The 16,106-nt window shown below is 64.9% G+C and carries 16 protein-coding genes and 1 pseudogene; 9 read left to right on the top strand and 8 right to left on the bottom strand.

From position 1 onward, the window contains the following. Window positions 1–248 precede the first annotated feature (248 nt). Together ACQR3T_RS25025 and ACQR3T_RS25020 are read left to right on the top strand one after the other, a co-directional pair. Window positions 249–1,205: a hypothetical protein gene (locus tag ACQR3T_RS25025; protein ID WP_428695274.1), complete on the top strand. Its 957-nt coding sequence runs from the start codon at window positions 249–251 to the stop codon at window positions 1,203–1,205. Continuing rightward, the gene (locus ACQR3T_RS25020; protein WP_428695273.1) at window positions 1,202–1,864 is read left to right on the top strand and encodes a hypothetical protein; all 663 of its coding nucleotides are present in this window, start codon (window positions 1,202–1,204) and stop codon (window positions 1,862–1,864) included. Before ACQR3T_RS25025 ends, ACQR3T_RS25020 begins: the two co-directional genes overlap by 4 nt. On the opposite strand, the gene ACQR3T_RS25015 is transcribed toward ACQR3T_RS25020, so the two are convergent. The 3 genes from ACQR3T_RS25015 to ACQR3T_RS25005 all read right to left on the bottom strand — a co-directional run bounded on the left by ACQR3T_RS25015 (window position 1,797) and on the right by ACQR3T_RS25005 (window position 4,271). Continuing rightward, window positions 1,797–3,065: a DUF4185 domain-containing protein gene (locus ACQR3T_RS25015; protein ID WP_428695272.1), complete on the bottom strand. Its 1,269-nt coding sequence runs from the start codon at window positions 3,063–3,065 to the stop codon at window positions 1,797–1,799. The genes ACQR3T_RS25020 and ACQR3T_RS25015 overlap by 68 nt on opposite strands. Window positions 3,066–3,207: 142 nt before the next feature. Next, window positions 3,208–3,621 carry a DUF6992 family protein gene (locus tag ACQR3T_RS25010; RefSeq protein WP_428695271.1) on the bottom strand — a complete coding sequence of 138 codons (414 nt, stop codon included), beginning with the start codon at window positions 3,619–3,621 and terminating at the stop codon, window positions 3,208–3,210. Window positions 3,622–3,704: 83 nt separating this feature from the next. Further along, window positions 3,705–4,271 carry a peptide deformylase gene (locus tag ACQR3T_RS25005; RefSeq protein WP_428695270.1) on the bottom strand — a complete coding sequence of 189 codons (567 nt, stop codon included), beginning with the start codon at window positions 4,269–4,271 and terminating at the stop codon, window positions 3,705–3,707. On the opposite strand from ACQR3T_RS25005, the pseudogene ACQR3T_RS25000 reads away from it, so the two are divergent. The 3 genes and pseudogenes from ACQR3T_RS25000 to ACQR3T_RS24990 all read left to right on the top strand — a co-directional run. Continuing rightward, window positions 4,249–4,422, top strand: a pseudogene (locus ACQR3T_RS25000) (DUF2256 domain-containing protein); the annotation flags it as partial. The gene ACQR3T_RS25005 and the pseudogene ACQR3T_RS25000 sit on opposite strands and share 23 nt — an antisense overlap. Before the next feature lie 15 nt (window positions 4,423–4,437). Then, window positions 4,438–4,689, top strand: a complete 252-nt coding sequence (locus tag ACQR3T_RS24995; RefSeq protein ID WP_428695387.1) for a DUF3253 domain-containing protein — start codon at window positions 4,438–4,440, stop codon at window positions 4,687–4,689. A gap of 46 nt (window positions 4,690–4,735) precedes the next feature. Further along, on the top strand, window positions 4,736–6,490 hold the full coding sequence (locus ACQR3T_RS24990; protein ID WP_428695269.1) for a DUF222 domain-containing protein: 1,755 nt from the start codon (window positions 4,736–4,738) through the stop codon (window positions 6,488–6,490). Window positions 6,491–6,497: 7 nt separating this feature from the next. Here ACQR3T_RS24990 and ACQR3T_RS24985 read toward each other — a convergent pair whose 3' ends face one another. Next, a complete protein-coding gene (locus tag ACQR3T_RS24985; RefSeq protein WP_428695268.1) occupies window positions 6,498–7,994 on the bottom strand; it encodes an acyl-CoA synthetase in 1,497 nt (498 codons plus the stop codon). A gap of 89 nt (window positions 7,995–8,083) precedes the next feature. Between ACQR3T_RS24985 and ACQR3T_RS24980 the strand changes: the two genes are divergently transcribed. The 3 genes from ACQR3T_RS24980 (at window position 8,084) to ACQR3T_RS24970 (ending at window position 12,056) form a co-directional block, all read left to right on the top strand. Then, window positions 8,084–8,617: a DUF2231 domain-containing protein gene (locus tag ACQR3T_RS24980; RefSeq protein WP_032379789.1), complete on the top strand. Its 534-nt coding sequence runs from the start codon at window positions 8,084–8,086 to the stop codon at window positions 8,615–8,617. A gap of 138 nt (window positions 8,618–8,755) precedes the next feature. Then, the gene (locus ACQR3T_RS24975) at window positions 8,756–11,059 is read left to right on the top strand and encodes an ATP-binding cassette domain-containing protein (RefSeq protein WP_428695267.1); all 2,304 of its coding nucleotides are present in this window, start codon (window positions 8,756–8,758) and stop codon (window positions 11,057–11,059) included. A 73-nt stretch (window positions 11,060–11,132) separates the two neighbouring features. Further along, window positions 11,133–12,056: an ABC transporter substrate-binding protein gene (locus ACQR3T_RS24970; protein WP_428695386.1), complete on the top strand. Its 924-nt coding sequence runs from the start codon at window positions 11,133–11,135 to the stop codon at window positions 12,054–12,056. 1 nt (window position 12,057) lies between these two features. Here ACQR3T_RS24970 and ACQR3T_RS24965 read toward each other — a convergent pair whose 3' ends face one another. Genes ACQR3T_RS24965 through ACQR3T_RS24950 form a run of 4 tightly spaced genes read right to left on the bottom strand, consistent with a single transcriptional unit; the run spans window position 12,058 to window position 14,829 of the window. Then, window positions 12,058–12,588 (bottom strand): LpqN/LpqT family lipoprotein, encoded by a 531-nt coding sequence (locus ACQR3T_RS24965; RefSeq protein ID WP_428695266.1) that lies wholly within the window; start codon window positions 12,586–12,588, stop codon window positions 12,058–12,060. Beyond that, on the bottom strand, window positions 12,585–13,466 hold the full coding sequence (locus ACQR3T_RS24960) for a hypothetical protein (protein WP_428695265.1): 882 nt from the start codon (window positions 13,464–13,466) through the stop codon (window positions 12,585–12,587). The genes ACQR3T_RS24965 and ACQR3T_RS24960 overlap by 4 nt, the downstream gene beginning before the upstream one ends. 59 nt (window positions 13,467–13,525) lie before the next feature. Next, complete coding sequence (locus ACQR3T_RS24955; RefSeq protein WP_428695264.1) at window positions 13,526–14,533, bottom strand: hypothetical protein; 1,008 nt, start codon at window positions 14,531–14,533, stop codon at window positions 13,526–13,528. Then, window positions 14,530–14,829: a type VII secretion target gene (locus ACQR3T_RS24950; RefSeq protein ID WP_032379793.1), complete on the bottom strand. Its 300-nt coding sequence runs from the start codon at window positions 14,827–14,829 to the stop codon at window positions 14,530–14,532. Before ACQR3T_RS24950 ends, ACQR3T_RS24955 begins: the two co-directional genes overlap by 4 nt. A 155-nt stretch (window positions 14,830–14,984) precedes the next feature. Here ACQR3T_RS24950 and ACQR3T_RS24945 point away from each other — a divergent pair, with 155 nt between their 5' ends. Next, on the top strand, window positions 14,985–16,103 hold the full coding sequence (locus ACQR3T_RS24945; RefSeq protein ID WP_428695263.1) for a YbfB/YjiJ family MFS transporter: 1,119 nt from the start codon (window positions 14,985–14,987) through the stop codon (window positions 16,101–16,103). Window positions 16,104–16,106: the final 3 nt, after the last annotated feature.

Raw genomic sequence — 16,106 nt, 5'->3', positions numbered from 1 at the left:
TTACCTGCTTGTTTCGTTAGCGGTGGAAACAGACATTCCACAAGATAGCACCACGAATTCGTCTTTCGTTCACGGTAGCGGAAGTACCTCCGGTACATCGGACAATGCGGAACACGCGGTGCCAGAACAAGTCTGAACATCGAGTTTACGAAGGTTCACCTAAATCATCGGTTTCTGGAACGAATTCCCGACATTGCGGACAAGGCCGGAAATAGGTGCTTTCAGCTCACATCGGTAGATTCTCGACCATGCCGACTGATTCCACACCCGACGGGTTCGCCTTCGAGCGGTTCGATGTCATCGACGCCGGATCCATCGCCACGACCTTCGCGGCCAAGGATCACCGATCCGGGCTGTACATCCTGCACTTCACGAACGACGAGGCCTTCGTCGGATACTCCGACTCCGTCGCAGCCCAATTCGCCGCCGACCGCGCCATCTGGGCCGACATCGACTCGCTCGACTTCACCCCCGGGACCGAGGACAAGCTCGAGCAGTTGACAACGCTCGTCTCGCAACTGACCGACCTGCGTCAGCGTCCGGCGGAGCCGACCGCGATCGGCGACGCACCGAGCGCGAAAGCCGCACTGCCGAAGGAACGCGCCAAGCGCGCAACGCTGCTGGACGCGGCCGTCGGGCAGAGCCGTCGACGGTTCTGGGAGCTCTCCGACCACATCGCCTACCCCGCCATCCGCAGCATCGTGGCCGACTACATCAACTCCTCGATCCCCGACCCGGCGAACACCGAGAAGTACCTGTGGCAGATCAGCGCTCTCTCCGACGCACAGGACGACACCGGTCCGCGACGTCTGCTGACACTGACGTGCGGCGGCTTCGAGACCCTCCGCGTCGACGAGATCATGCACGAAGACGACACGATCGAGCTGGACCTGCGCATCAATACCAACGTTCCGCGCGACCGGACCGACGAGCAGCTCGAGATCTCCAACGAGACCGTCAGCGCCGGACGCGGACCGTACCGAGACGAACGCGTGTGGTCGTGGTCGATCGACCTCGGGGCGCTGCTGGAAGAGGACGTGGACGTCGACCTGGGTATCGACGACGACACGTTCGACGACCTCGCCTACGGCCTCAACGCTCGACTGATGCGGTCCGGAAACTCAACGGGCGCAGCGGCACACAACCACGATCTCGCTGCCGACCTACTCGCCGAGGCGTACCGGCAGCTGTTCGAGGCCGAATGAGCGAACGGCTGTGGTACGTCTCGTACGGGTCCAATCTGCTGCGCGAGAGGTTCCACACCTACCTGACCGGATCCGACGAGCACTCGGAATTCGGCGCGCACCCGCCGGCACCCACCGCGTCACTACCTACCGAACAACGGTGGCTGTGGATCGATCATGCGCTGTACTTCGCGGGAGTGTCCCGGCGCTGGACCGGAGCATCCGCCTTCGTGTCGACGAACGTCGATCCTGCGAATCGTTCTGTAGCGCACGGCTATCTGATCGAACGAGCCCAGTTCGCTCACCTGGCCGCGGTCGAGAACGTCGTCGCAGCCATCGATGTCGGGGCGACGGAGACGCTCGCCATCGGACAGTGGTCGCAGCTGGCAGTGGATCGCCAAGGCGAGAGCTTCCGCGGAAAATACGATGCTCTGCTGCGGCTCCCGGACATCGACGGACTGCCCGCGTTCACGCTGACCAGTTCGATCGTGCGGGCGCGCGGCGCACCGTCGAGCAGGTATCTCTCGACGATCCGGCGCGGCCTGAACTCCGGGGTGTTCGATCTGGACGTCGACGCCTACCTCGACGCGGCCGTCGAACGATCGGCGGAGTTCACTTCAGCGCATCGAGGTTCGTCTTCAGCAGCAGCACGTTGTAGTCCGACCACCGAGATGCAGTGAAGTACAGGTCTTTTCCGCTCGACATCGGATGAATGAACGGTGCGTAGATACCGCCCGCCGTCTGGTTCGCGTCGAGGATCGTCTTCGGCGCGCTCCACGGTCCCTCGGGATTCTCGGCAGTGCGCGCGACCAACGTACGAGAGTTCTCGTCCCCGTACATCATCACGTAGCGGCCGAGGTAGTCGCTCCACGCAACGGACATCTCGCTGACCGGGCCCTTGACGATGGCGACGGTATCGCCGATGTTCTTGGACCACTGCTTGGTTGGGTCAGGATCCTGCGTCGAGTACTCGTACGCGTCGAGATTCTCGATCTGGTCGGGTGCGACCCGAGATACGAACGCGTCGCCGAATCGTCCGTTGGGAGTGCCGAACTGGTACAGGTACTTGCCGTCTCGGCTCAACGCATAGGCGCTCTGCTGAAATTTGCCCTGGCTCTCGTGAACGTTGGTGAAGCCCTCGATCGTGACACCCTTGTTGACACGGATCGTCTTGGGATCCGTCGTCCAATTCTGGCCGTTGTCGGTCGATTTGGCCGTCGCAGAGTAGTTCGTGATCCAGCGACCCGGAGCACCCCAACTCTGCACCGACATGAAGTTGATGTACTGCGTGCCGCCGATCGCGATGGCCGCCGTGGGGATGGTCGTGTCCTCGACGCTCGGTAGCTTTGCACTCGAGATGATCTCGGCGGCGTAGCGTGGATTGTTTGCTCGGACAACAGCACCCGAGGTGCTGTTGTTCGGGTCGGCCGGGCCGATCTTGATTCCCTGGGAGAGATCGGTCGACGCCTTGTCCGACCGGAACAGAGCATTGCTGCGCCACTGCGCATTTCCCGAGGAGCAATCACCGAACGTGTCGCCGAACGCCGTCAGGATCTGGCCGGAGCCGTTGTCCCAACTGATACCCAGGTCGGTTCCCGACATCGCCAGAGTGTTGTAGGTGTCGTTCACGCTCTGCGGGCCGGTGACCCAGGCGATGCTCTGCGTGTTGCCGGTGATGCGCGGAAGAGGCCCCTGCGGACCCTGGGGGTTCTTGCCCGACATCCCCGCGCTGCCCGAGGACCCGAAGAGCGGCGACGAGCCAGGTCCGCCGAGGCCACCACACGGCTCGGCCGAGACGGTAGGCGCGGTCAGAGCGCTGAGCCCGCTCACTGCCAGTGCCAGGACAGCCCCGACAGCGATCTGCCGACTACGTACACGCATGGACGAACCCACCGTTTCCCGTGTGACCCACGATACTCATGTGACTGATGGGACGAGTGTTACGCAAATCTACTCATCGCGCAACAAATGGGTCGTGTCGGTACTTGACAAATCGTCTACTGCGGGAATGACACTCGTGTGATTAGCCGCTGATCATGCGGGCGTGCGTCGTGTCCAGAACCAGCAGGGCTAGGCCTTGGACCACAACAGCCGTTCCGTGGCCCAACGCCTGGTCGGCAGTGATCCGGCGGCCGAAGCGAGGCTTCCTGACGGCGATGTGCGCACCGGTCGCGATGTAGAGGACGTCGAGACCGGCGTTTATCCACAGCAGCCGGCTCAGGCTCGCCGACGTCGGCGGCTTCGAACTCAGTGCGCCGGCACCCGCGATCGCCAGGTCGATCGCACCCCACCCGGCCGTCTGCAGACCGAACGCTCGTCGTGCGGGCGACGAGCCGCGCAACGCCAACATCGTTCCGGCGAGCACACTTCCACCACCCCACACCGTGAGACGACGGCCGAGCCGCTCGGCGACGACGGGAGCTTCGATTGGGGTCATGGTTTCCAGTGTGCCGTGTTCGGCGGCAGCGCAGTTCGAGGATGGAGCGCTCGACAGATGGCGCACTCACCGGGCCGTGCTGATCACCAACCGAACGGGTTCGAGTCGGATCCGGGCAGCCAGCTGTTACCTCGCGCGAACCACCCATTGGCTTTGATCATCTTCTTCGCTGCACGCTGATTGCGGCCGATCAGGCGGTCGAGATACAGGTGGCCGGCCAGATGGTCGCACTCGTGCTGCAGACACCGAGCCAGGTAGCCCTCGCCCTCGACCGTCACCGGATTCCCCTCCACATCGACGCCGGTGACGCGGGCCCACTCGGCGCGTCCCGTGGGGTACCGCTCCCCCGGGACCGACAGACAGCCTTCGGGGTCCTCCGGGGCGGGCATTGTCTCCGGGATCGCCGACGTCTCGAGCACCGGATTGATCACGTGCCCGCGGTGACGCACTCCGCCGTCGCGCAGGTCGTAGACGAAAGCTGCGCGGGGATCACCGACTTGATTGGCTGCGAGGCCGGCCCCGTGCGCGGCGGTGTTCGTTTCGAACAGGTCGTCCACGAACGCTGCCAGTTCCGCATCGAACTCGGTGACGGGATTGGCTCGGGTCGTCAGACGCGGGTCGCCGGCAATGAGGATGGGTCGAATCGCCATGCGACGAGGTTACTGTCGAAGCATGGCCCATTCCCGTCGCTCCCCCACGGCTCACCCCGCGGACAAGGTCTGCGCATCGTGCGGGCGGAGAATCGAGTGGCGCAAGAAGTGGGAGAAGAACTGGGATGACATCAAGTACTGCAGCGACGCGTGCCGGCGGCACAAGGTGAGCACCACCGACAAAGAACTCGAAGGCAAGATCCGAACCCTGCTCGACGCCAGATCCCGCGACGCCACGATCTGCCCCTCCGACGTGGCACGAGCACTGTCCGACGACGGATGGCGCGAGTTGATGGAGCCGGTCCGCCGCGCTGCTCGCCGCATGGTCGACGCGGGAGAAGTCGAGATCACACAGAAGGGATCCGTCGTCGATCCGTCAACCGCGAAAGGACCCATCCGCATCCGGTGGAAGCGCTGACCTACGCCGCAGAAACGTGTCGGTGGGTGGGTATAGCTTTCGTGGTGTGAAGACATGGGGGGATGTGTTCGAGCTCGGGAACCAGGAATTGGTCTCCGAGCTCGCTGACGTGACCTCCCTCGAAAACGCACTCGCAGCAACCAGATTGACACTGCTCGCCGAAATCGACCGACGCGGCTTGGCGATGAAACTCGGGCACTCGTCCGTCACCCGCTGGTACGCCCGATCGGTCCGGATCACCGACGGATCAGCCGCCCGCCAGAACGCACTGGGATACTGGCTGCACGATCACCACACCGTGCTCGACGCCCTCGCCTGCGGTGAGATTCACGCCGCGCACGCCGCAGCAATCGCCGAGGGCTACGACGTCGTCCTGCTGGCCGACCCCACCCTCGACGAGCAACGACGCGACGCAATCGTCGCCGAACTCCTCGACACCGCGATACGCAATACCGCCGGTCAGGTCACCTCACGTGCGCAAGCACTGGCGCACTCTGCGGCCGACGACGCCCGAGCTCGGCACGAGAGGGACCGACGCGAGCAACAACGACGAGAGCAGGAAAAGCGGGAGCAGGAGCGTCAAGATCAGGCGGGACGGAGCGATCATTCATCGACTCCAAGCGGCAGGCTGCCCGATCCGGAACCGCCTGCACCCGAGCCTGTTCCGCCGACTCCCGCGCCGGCACCGGTGTCGGAGAACCCGGACCTGAACCGATTCGATCTTCATCCTCTCGCGAACGGTCGTTATCAATTCGGTGGCAACGCCGACCGACTTCTCGCCGAGAAGCTGCTCACCGCCCTGTCGGCGTTGACGGCACCGCGGCCCGGTCCCGGTGGTGAGCGCGACCCACGGAGCCCGTCGAAGCGGCGAGCCGACGCCCTTGATCAGATCCTCGAACGACACCTGCGCGGCAGTGGCCGCGGGTCGGCGGGCGGGTCGCGGGCGTCGGTGCACCTGATCGTCCCACTGCGGGACCTGCTCGTTCGCGACAAAGAGCAACCCGGAAGTACAACAACGGATTCGATGAGAACCGGTGCCGGCCGTCACGGTGCCGGCGGCGACGCTGTGCGTCACGAAGAGGGTGACAGCACCGGTCCCACTGGCGGGCGTTCTGACGGCGCTGCCCGAGGCGATACCGATGCTCGCGGCGGAGCACCAACCGGTGGTGATGGCGGCGGGCAGAGGTCTGCGCCCGAGCCAGGCGATGCCGGTGCCCGCGGCAAAGTAGCAGCGGGCGGTGATGGCGGCGGGCAGAGGTCTGCGGCCGAGCGGGGCGACGCCGATGCTCGCCGCGGAGAAGCAGCCGACGGTAATAGTGCCGGTGGTGCTGGTGCCGGGCGGAAGTCTGCGCCGGAGCCGGGCGACGCCGACTGGCCGTTCCACCTCGACTGGACCGGCCCGATCAGTCGCTCCCTCGCCGAACTCCTCACCTGCGACGCCGACCTGACCCCGGTCATCGTCGACGACCACGGCGTCCCGCTCGCTCTTGGGCGCACCACCAGGCTCGCCAGCGACGACCAACGCATCGCCCTGACCATCCGCGATACCTGCTGCGTGATGTGTGGCCGCCCCGCGCAGTGGTGCCAGGCCCACCACGTGAAGTTCTGGGAAGACGGCGGCGTAACCGATCTGAACAACCTCGCGTTGGTGTGCGGGGAATGCCACCGCCTCGTCCACCACGGCGACTGGCAACTGATCATGGGCGAGGACGGACACCCGTACGCCATCCCACCCGAATCCGTCGACCCCCGAAGACAACCCATCCCCACCTACCACCGACGAAAACGTCGCGCAGCCTGAGCACAGGTCAACCGCGCAACTCTCGCTTGAGCAGCTTGCCGCTCTGGTTGCGCGGTAACTCGTCGACGAACGTGACTGTCTTGGGCACCTTGAACGGCGCGATGCGACCCTTGACGTGGTCGATCAACGCCTCCGCCGACAACTGCTGCCCGTCCTTCAGTACGACGACAGCAGTGACCGCCTCGATCCACCGGTCGTCAGGGGTCCCGATCACCGCGACCTCGGCCACCGCCGAATGGGTGTAGATCGCATCCTCCACCTCGCGTGACGCGACGAGAATGCCGCCGGTGTTGATCACGTCCTTGATCCGGTCGACGACGGTGATGAACCCCTCGGCATCGCGGGTCACCAGGTCGCCGGAATGAAACCACCCGTCCGAGAACGCATCTGCCGTCGCCTCCGGTTTGTCCCAGTAGCCGTCGCACAACTGAGGGGAACGGTAGAGAATCTCGCCGGGCTCACCGTCCGGCACATCGTTGCCGTCGGCGTCGACGACGCGGGTCTCGACGAAGAACACCGCGCGGCCGCACGATGCCGGCCTCGCTTCGTGCTCAGCAGGCTGCAATACCGTTGCCAGCGGCCCTATTTCGGACTGCCCGAAACAGTTGTAGAACTCTATGTCCGGATACCGCTCTCGCAGTCGGGTGAGCACTGTGACCGGCATGATCGACGACCCGTACTGCGCCTTCTTCAACGACGAGAGATCGCGCGTCTCCAGATCGGGGTGATTGGCCAGCGGAACCCACACCGTCGGTGCCAGGAACAGCGACTTGATCTTCTCTTCTTCTATGCGGCGCAGGATTTCCGGAACGTCGGGTCTACGCATCAGACGCACCGTGGCACCCACAGACAGGTAGGGCAGCATGAACACGTGCATCCCCGCCGAGTGGTACATCGGCATCACGAGCAGAGGATCGTCGTCCTGAGTGAACCCGAGCGCGATGACACACGAGACGTACTCCGCAACCAGCGCACCGTGAGACATCATCGCGCCCTTGGGTTTCGACGTCGTTCCGGAGGTGTACAGCAACTGAGCGAGGTCGGTCGACTCTGCGGCGGGTTCGAGTTCGGAGCCGTCACCGTCCGTGCTCAGTACATCGGGAAGGGAGACCACGTGCTCGATTGTCAGGTCTCCACGAACGGACTCGAGGGTGGCCGTCAACGCCGGGTCCACGAGAACCACGCGGGAGCCCGACTGTTCCAGCAGGTACTGCAATTCCTCGCCCACGAGCGCGTAGTTGATCGGAACGTGCACCAACCCGGCTCGCGCACAAGCAAGGAACGCGACGACGTACGCATCCGAGTTCACGCCGTACGCCGCGACGCGGTCACCCTTGTTCAATCCCAACGCGATCAGTCGTCGGGCGGCGCGGGTGACCGCGATATCGAGTTCTCCGTATGTGTGACTGCGTCCCTCGAACGTCACCGCGAGACGGTCGGGGAATTTCGCTGCCGACCGTCGCAGGACGCCGTCGACGGTGTTCACTCGTGTTCCGCTGCTCATCACCCGACGTTATAGGACGTCCAAGCATTTCGTCCCGTGTTTGGCTGCCCTTACGGTTCGCACAGGACAAGTGGGGCATGCGGGAAGGTATGACAGCCAAACAAGCACTGGACAGCCTCGAATCGGCCTCCTTTCTCGACGGAGCCAGCAACGCGATCAACGGAGTTCTCGCGCCCGCACTCGACGACACCGCCATCGGTTCCGCGCTCCGCGGCCGGTGGATCGGACACCCCATCCACCCTGCGCTGGTCAACGTCACCATCGGCAGCTGGACGAGCGCAGTGGTACTCGACCTGATGAATCACCAGTCCCGGGCGAGCAAACTGGTCATCTCCGTCGGGCTGGCGTCCGCACCGGCAGCTATCGCCACCGGCTGGGCCGACTGGTCGACGATGAACGTTCGCCAGCGACGGGTCGGGATGATCCACGCGGCCTCGAACGCGACCGGCGTATTCCTGTTCCTCGGCTCCTACCTACGACGCCGCAAGCACACCGACGGTGTTGCCAAAGCGCTCGCCGCGGCCGGTCTCGCTTCCGCCAGCGTGGGTGGACTCATCGGAGGTCACCTCGCCTACAGCTCGACCAGCAGTGACACGACATCAGTGGTTCAACACCACGCCTGACGCCGCGGAGTGCGCATCAGCGGTCCGGCCGTGGACTGTACGCAACGAGCCTGAGCAACATTTCCGTACGCCGTACGGTAGACTGCGTCGGCCCCGGGCGAACCAGCGCCGGGGGCGGCGAAAGGCGACTCCCGCGCAATGACTCCAGCCCAGCCGATGATCTCCACTCCGCCAGCCACACCTGACCAAGACCTGTCCACCATCATCGTTCGCGGTGCCCGCGAGAACAATCTTCGTGATGTGAGCCTCGACCTGCCCAAACGTTCGCTCGTCGTGTTCGCCGGCGTCTCCGGGTCGGGCAAGTCATCGCTGGTGTTCGACACCATCGCAGCCGAGGCGCAACGACAGATCAACTCCACGTTCACCGCGTTCGCGCAGACGTTCCTTCCGTCCTACGGTCGGCCCGACGCGGATCTGATCGCCAACCTGTCGGCCGTCGTGATCGTCGATCAGAAGCGTCTCTTCGGTGGCCCGCGTTCGACGGTCGGCACGATCACCGACATCGGGGACTGGCTACGCATGCTGTGGTCCCGCGGCGTCACGCCGTCGATCGGGTACGCCAACGCGTTCTCGTTCAACGACCCCGCCGGAATGTGCCCCGAGTGCGAGGGGCTCGGCGAAGCAAAGGTCGTCGACCTCGGCGAACTGGTGGACGAGTCGAAATCCTTGCGAGAAGGGCCGTTCAAGCATCCGGACTTCGAGGTCGGCAAATGGCCGTACCGGGTGTTCTCCGACTCGGGTCTGTTCGACCTGGACGTCCCGATCGAGCAGTACTCGGCCCGCGAGCGCCACATCTTCTTCGACGCCAAGCCCGGCGAGGTCGAGGTGACGAACCCGGACGCAGTCATGAAGAGCTACGAGGGCATCGTCTCTCGCTTCCGGCGCAGCTACCTGGCGAAAGACGCCGATGCGCTCAAGGGAAAGTCCAAGCTGGCGTTCGAGCGCATCGTCACCCGCGGCACCTGCGAGGCCTGCGGCGGCTCCCGCTACAACGAGACCGTCCGAGGCGCCACCCTCGAAGGGCTTTCCCTCCCCGAGGCGTTCGCCATGCAGGTATCCGAACTCGCCGACCGCATCGACGGCTGGAAGATCAAAGGCCTGGGCACCTTCACCAGCGAAATCGTCACGCAGCTCCGCAGACTCGTCGATCTCGGGCTGGGCTACCTCAGCCTGGACCGCGCTACGTCGTCGCTCTCCGGTGGTGAATCGCAGCGCATCAAGATGGTCCGGCACCTGGGAGCCACACTCAACGACATGCTCTACGTCTTCGACGAGCCGACCACCGGGTTGCATCCTCGCGACGTGCACCGCCTCGACGACATGCTGCTCGCGCTCCGCGACAAGGGCAACACCGTCCTCGTCGTCGAGCACGACCCCGAGGTGATGGCCATCGCCGACCGCATCGTCGAGATCGGACCCGGTGCAGGAAAGGCCGGCGGCACAGTCGTGTTCGAGGGAACCTACGACGAGCTGCGTGACGCCGACACCCGGACCGGCGCCGCCCTGCGGCGTGAGAACATCGAATTGCGCACTCCCCGTGCTCCTTCCGGCTGGCTGAGCATCACCGGAGCACGCACCCACAATCTGCGCGACGTCAGCGTCGACGTTCCGCTGGGCGTGCTGACCGCCGTCACCGGGGTCGCCGGTTCCGGCAAGTCTTCTCTCATCCACGGACACCTCCGCGAGGCCGCGCCGGACGCCGTCATCATCGACCAGGCCCCCATCCGCGGATCGCGCCGCTCCTCCCCCGCGACGTACACCGGACTCCTCGACCCGATCCGCGCGCACTTCGCCAAGAAGACCGGCCAGCCACCATCGCTGTTCTCACCCAACTCCGACGGTGCCTGCCCCGACTGCCAGGGCAGTGGCGTGATCTTCACCGATCTCGGATTCACCGACCCGGTGACCAGCACGTGTGAGACGTGCCAGGGCAGGCGGTTCCGGTCGGGCGCGATCCGGCACACCGTCGACGGCGTCAGCATCGCCGACATCTTCGAGATGTCCGTCGAGGACGCGCAGGACTTCTTCGACGTCAAGAAGATCCGCGACATTCTGCGGCGGTGCCGAGACGTCGGGCTCGGCTACCTCTCCCTCGGCCAGAACCTCTCGTCGTTGTCCGGTGGCGAGCGCCAACGCCTCAAGCTCGCCACCGAGCTGGTCGGATCGTCACCGGTGTTGGTACTCGACGAGCCGACGACCGGTCTGCACCCGTCGGACGTGTCGAATCTGATCGCGTTGTTGTCCGGGATGGTCGACGAGGGCAGATCGGTGATCGTCATCGAACACAACCTCGACGTCGTTGCCGCTGCCGATTGGGTCATCGACCTCGGCCCCGACGGCGGGCACAACGGCGGCCTGATCACGTTCACCGGAACGGTGGACGGGCTGCTCACCTCGGACACCCACACCGGGCGGTACCTGGCGCGCAACCTGGGACGGTGACCGAAGACTCGATAGTGTTGGCCCTCCAGGGACATCGGACACAGGAGTGGCAGTGCAGCGTCGATCGGTACGAATGATCTCAGCAGGGTTCGCGGTCGTCGCGCTCGTTGCAGCCGGGTGCGGCAGTTCGACGACGGATGCACCGCCTGCCACCCCGTCCGCTGCGTCGAACGGGGAGTTTCCCAAGTCGATCGCGTCGGGCTCGGACGGCGGGACCGTCACCATCGACGCGATGCCCCGCACGATCGTCTCGCTCAGTCCGACGGCGACGGAGACCCTGTTCGCCGTCGGCGCGGGTGAGCAGGTTGCGGCCGTCGACGATCAGTCGGACTATCCTGCCGACGCGCCGAAGACCGGCCTGTCGGCATTCACGCCGAGCCTCGAGGCGATCGTCGCGTACGACCCCGATCTGGTGATCACCTCCACCGACTTGGGCATTGTGACATCCACCCTGGCCGAGGCGGGGGTCCCGACGCTGTTGCTGCCGGCCGCGACAAGCCTCGACGACGCGTACTCGCAGATCGAACAAGTGGCCGACGCGACCGGGCACGACGCCGAAGGCGACGCGGTGGTCGCGCAGATGCGTGACCGGATCGACGCCGCCGTCGCCAGCGTGCCGACGCGCGCAGAGCCACTGACGTATTTCCACGAACTCGACGACACGCTGTATACCGTGACCAGCCAGAGCTTCGTCGGGCAGATCTACGGCCTCTTCGGTCTGCAGAGCATCGCCGACGGCTCCGATGCAGGCGACTACCCGCAGCTGTCCGCAGAGACGGTGATCACCGCGGACCCCGACGTGGTCTTCCTCGCCGACGCCCAATGCTGCGGAGTGACAGCCGAATCCGTCGCAGCTCGGCCGGGCTGGGGGTCGATGCGCGCCGTCCGGGACGGCAGGATCTTCCCGATGGACGAGGATCTGTCGAGTCGATGGGGTCCTCGCATCGCGGACCAGGTGGAGGCCGTCGCCGCGGTGGTGCAGCAGATTCCGGCGTGAGTCACTCGTACCCGATCCGCACCTCGTCCACGAACTCCTCTGCTGCCCAACCCAATCGAGCCCTGGCCAAGTCGGGCAGGGTGACCGTCATCTGTACGAGGTACTGATCCACAATGTGGTGGACGACGACATAGCGGGTCCGGGCGAACAGCGTCCGACCGTCCCAGTCGTATCGACCGGCGATCGAGACGGACGGGAGTCCGCGCAGCGGTGCTCGGTCGCGACTGACTTCGACCCAACCCGGCAACGCCCGTGAGTCTCCGAACCCGCACTTCAGCAACGAGATCGGGTCCACTGATCGCGTGAACTTACCCACCAGAGCCATTGCATTCGGCACGAACCCGTCGACGGCATTCGCCGGCGAGCACAGCACCGCGGTGGCATGCGGGAACAAGTGCTCGGGAACCAGGTCCCAGCCCGGCATTGTCGGCAGTTCGAGACCGAATCTCTTGCATTCACTGCGATGCACAGGCACGAGTTCGACACCCTGCTGCTGAAGGAAGCTTTCGATCGACCCCTCTCGAACCGTCACCGAACAGCATCCCTTCGAGCAGAAGTCGATGCAGCTCGGTCTGCGCGGATACGCTCGCGCAGACTGGGCGGACGCAGCAATTCACGTGCATCGTCCTGGCCCAGTTGCGCACGAGCCAAGGGATTGTCGCGACACCATTGCAGCAGAGCGATCAACGAGTTGGGCTCGACCTTCTTCTCGCACACCATCAGCATCAGTTCCTGATCCGATTCGCTGTCGGCTTCGCGATACACAACGCGGACAGTGGGGTACAAGTGCGGATGGGGTACGGCCGGATTTGGATGCGTCCGTGGTTGCAGGTCGACAATCTCGTCCCACGGAACAACCGTGACGTCGCTGGTCACCTTCCATGCCCGACGTCGATAGATCTCCTGCACTATGCCGTCGGGATGCAGTGAAATTCTCGTCCGGTTGACGATGACGAAACCGAGGACGAAGCACAGCAGCACCACCGGGGCACCGACGAGCGTCGATATCTCCGCCCTGAACTGGCGACGTCCGGGTTCGTCGTCCCTCCAGTGGAAGTACGACACGCCGAGCAGAACCGCGAAGGCGAAGATCAAGGTCCGGAGCAAAAAGTCTCCGCGCCCAGGCACCGCCAAGCCACGTCCCACTACGGCAACATCGATCGGTCGTACGAAACGCGACAACCGAGCCGATCCGACACCGGACAGCATCACCGACTGCCCGAGTGCCACAACCACAAAAAACGCGAGCCAAGACAATCCCATGAGCACGTCCGGGTGCAGATGCTCGAACAGAACCACCACGGTCACGAGGATTGCTACAGATGTCCCCGCAAGACCGGCGAACGCTATGAGCCACCCGATATGGACGCTGCGCCACAGTGGAACCCACAGTGGCTTCTTCGTCCCCACAACGCTTTTTTGCAATGAAATCTTCTGCCACGCAGGTATTCGATCGTCTCCACGTTGAATCATCGCAAAGTCCATTCGAATATTTTGGACACGGTGTGGCTCACGGTGCCACCGACAAAGGTTCCCAACGCGAGCCCAGCGGCACCGCCGGCAACCGTTCCGGGCCCCGGAATGAACGAGCCTGCCGCGCTCCCGAGTCCCGCGAGGGCGTAGGTGGCGTAGCTTGCGGCCGCGAGACCGACGGCCGTGCTCGCTGAATTCACCAGGATTGCCTCGGTCGGATCCACTCCATCGTCGATATCGTGGGCAATGGAGGGAATCGTTCCGGCAACCGCACCGAAGGCTCCAAGCCCACGGCCGATGTTCCTGGCGACGTCGTCAATGGAACTGACACCTGGAAGTTCCAGCGCCCTCTTCGTCGCGTCGCTCATGCCACCGATCACCGTCGATGCTACGGTCGTCGGCCAGTCCGGCATCCACGAGAACGATCCGTCCGGGTTCTCGACGAACTTTCCCGGCGGGCTGCCCAGCGCAAGAGCGGTCAGCAGCTTCGTTGGCTCGGCCAACTGCTGCGCAGCGTCGAGCGCCGCCCGCTCTGCCTGCTTCAGAGCATCTTGGATGTCTTCCGTCAACTGCGCTGCAGCAGAGCGCAGTTCGTCGGCCTGGCGTACTTTCTCTTCGCCCAGGCTGTCCGGAATCAGCGCGATCATCCCGTCGGGATCGACCACACCGTCTGCCCGTACGGCGAACCCGCTCGCGGTCGCCGCCGACACCTGCGCCTGCAGGTGCACCTTCGCGGCCTCGACCATTCCTGCTGCGGTCTCGAATGCCTTACCGAGCGAATCGATCTCACCGCACACGGAGCTCATCCGGGAGCATTCGGTCACCACGCGCTCGGCCGCTGCGCCTGCTGCGTCGCCGGTCCATGTCTCGGAAAGCACATCCTGTTCCTCCAACACCCCGGTGCGCTGGCCGTTGACGCGGTCGACGATCTCGGCCAGTTCGATCATCGTCTTGCGCATCGACTCCGGCTCCCAGCCGGCGACGTGCGGCACGGTCGGTGTCATTTCGGCTGGTCCATCGCAGCGAGGCGGCGGGCGAGTTCGTCGTCGGCGATCTCGTAGTTCTGCGCGACGCCGCGGGCAATGTCTGCGACGCATTCGGCCCGGCCGGCCAGTGCTGAAACGGCTCCCGCCGCCGCTGCCGCGGCCGCCGCACACGCTGCGCCGAAGTCGCTACCCTGCAGCGCATTCTCGGACTCGCGGAACGGGGCGAGGGTATCCAACTCGGCGATCGCCTCCCCCGTTCCCGACAACACATTCGAGAACTGCCGCAGGATCACTGGATCCACATTCACTGTCATGACGCTCCCCCGAGTCGCACCGTATCGACGCCCGGTGAATCGGCGTCATCGGGTTTGACGCCCGTGGGCTCGGATCGGTTCCGTCCGGTCCGATTCCGGAGTCGTGAATGCGGCGGGTACCGTTGGCCCGGCTAACGATATAGGGGGTGCTCGCCATGAACGGCCGTCGACTGTCGTTCGCTGCCGCGGCCGGACTCGCGGCCGCGATGGGCGTCGGGCGCTTCGTGTTCACGCCGCTGCTACCGATCATGGTCGACGCGGCGGAGGTGACGCCGAGCAGCGGTGCCGTCATCGCAACCGCGAACTACGCCGGCTATCTCGCTGGCGCAATCGTCTTGTCCGTGCGACCGTCGATCAACACGACGACATCGTTCCGACTGTGGACAGTAGTCCTCGTCGCCAGCGAGTTGGCCATGGCCGCAGTCCATTCCACCGCAGCGTTCTCTGCCCTGAGATTTATGGCGGGCCTGGCGAGCGCCGCGGTTTTCATCGCGTGCGCGAGCACCGTGACGAAACATCGCGCCGACGGTGCCTCACCCGGTATCGCGTTCGGCGGCGTCGGCGCAGGCATCGCGGCGTCGGGCATACTGACGTTGCTCGTCGGGCCACATCTGTCGTGGGAGGCGCTGTGGGTGTGCTCGGCTCTACTGACAGCGGTCCTCATCGCCCCGGCATGGACGCTCTCGGTGCATCCCGAGCCCACAACGCGGGCTGCACCCGGCGAGATCGACCGCAGGACCCGAACCGTATGGCGGACATTGCTGTTCGCGTACTTCCTCGAGGGTCTCGGCTACATCATCGTCGGTACGTTTCTCGTGGCGACGGTCGGTGACCACGGCAGCACATCGGTGGGTCCGGCGGTGTGGATCGTCGTCGGATTCGCCGCGGTACCGGCGACGGTGCTGTGGCAGGCAGTCGCCCGCCGAACCAGCATGCGCAACGCCCTGGTGGCAGCGTTCGCTTTGCAATCGATCGCAGCGGTACTCCCCGCGCTCACCGGGAACACCGTCGCCGCCGTGTTCTCGGCTCTGCTGTTCGGCGGAACGTTCATGGGCATCACGATGCTGACGATGAGCACCGCCCAGACACTGCCCATCGGACGTACCGCAGCGACGCTGACCGCGCTCTACGGCGTCGGGCAGGTACTCGGCCCACTGATCGTCGCACCCGCCATCGGCGACTCCTATTCGATCGCCTTCGCGGTGGCGACGGGGGTGCTCGTGATCGGGACTGCCGGGGCCGTACGAGTGGCCGGACTGACCGCGTCGCGCTGAGGA

The organism is Rhodococcus sp. IEGM1428 (assembly GCF_050321865.1).
Taxonomy (GTDB): Bacteria; Actinomycetota; Actinomycetes; order Mycobacteriales; family Mycobacteriaceae; genus Rhodococcoides.
Note: the sequence above shows the minus strand (reverse complement) of the source record. Positions and strands in the feature narration are given on the sequence as shown.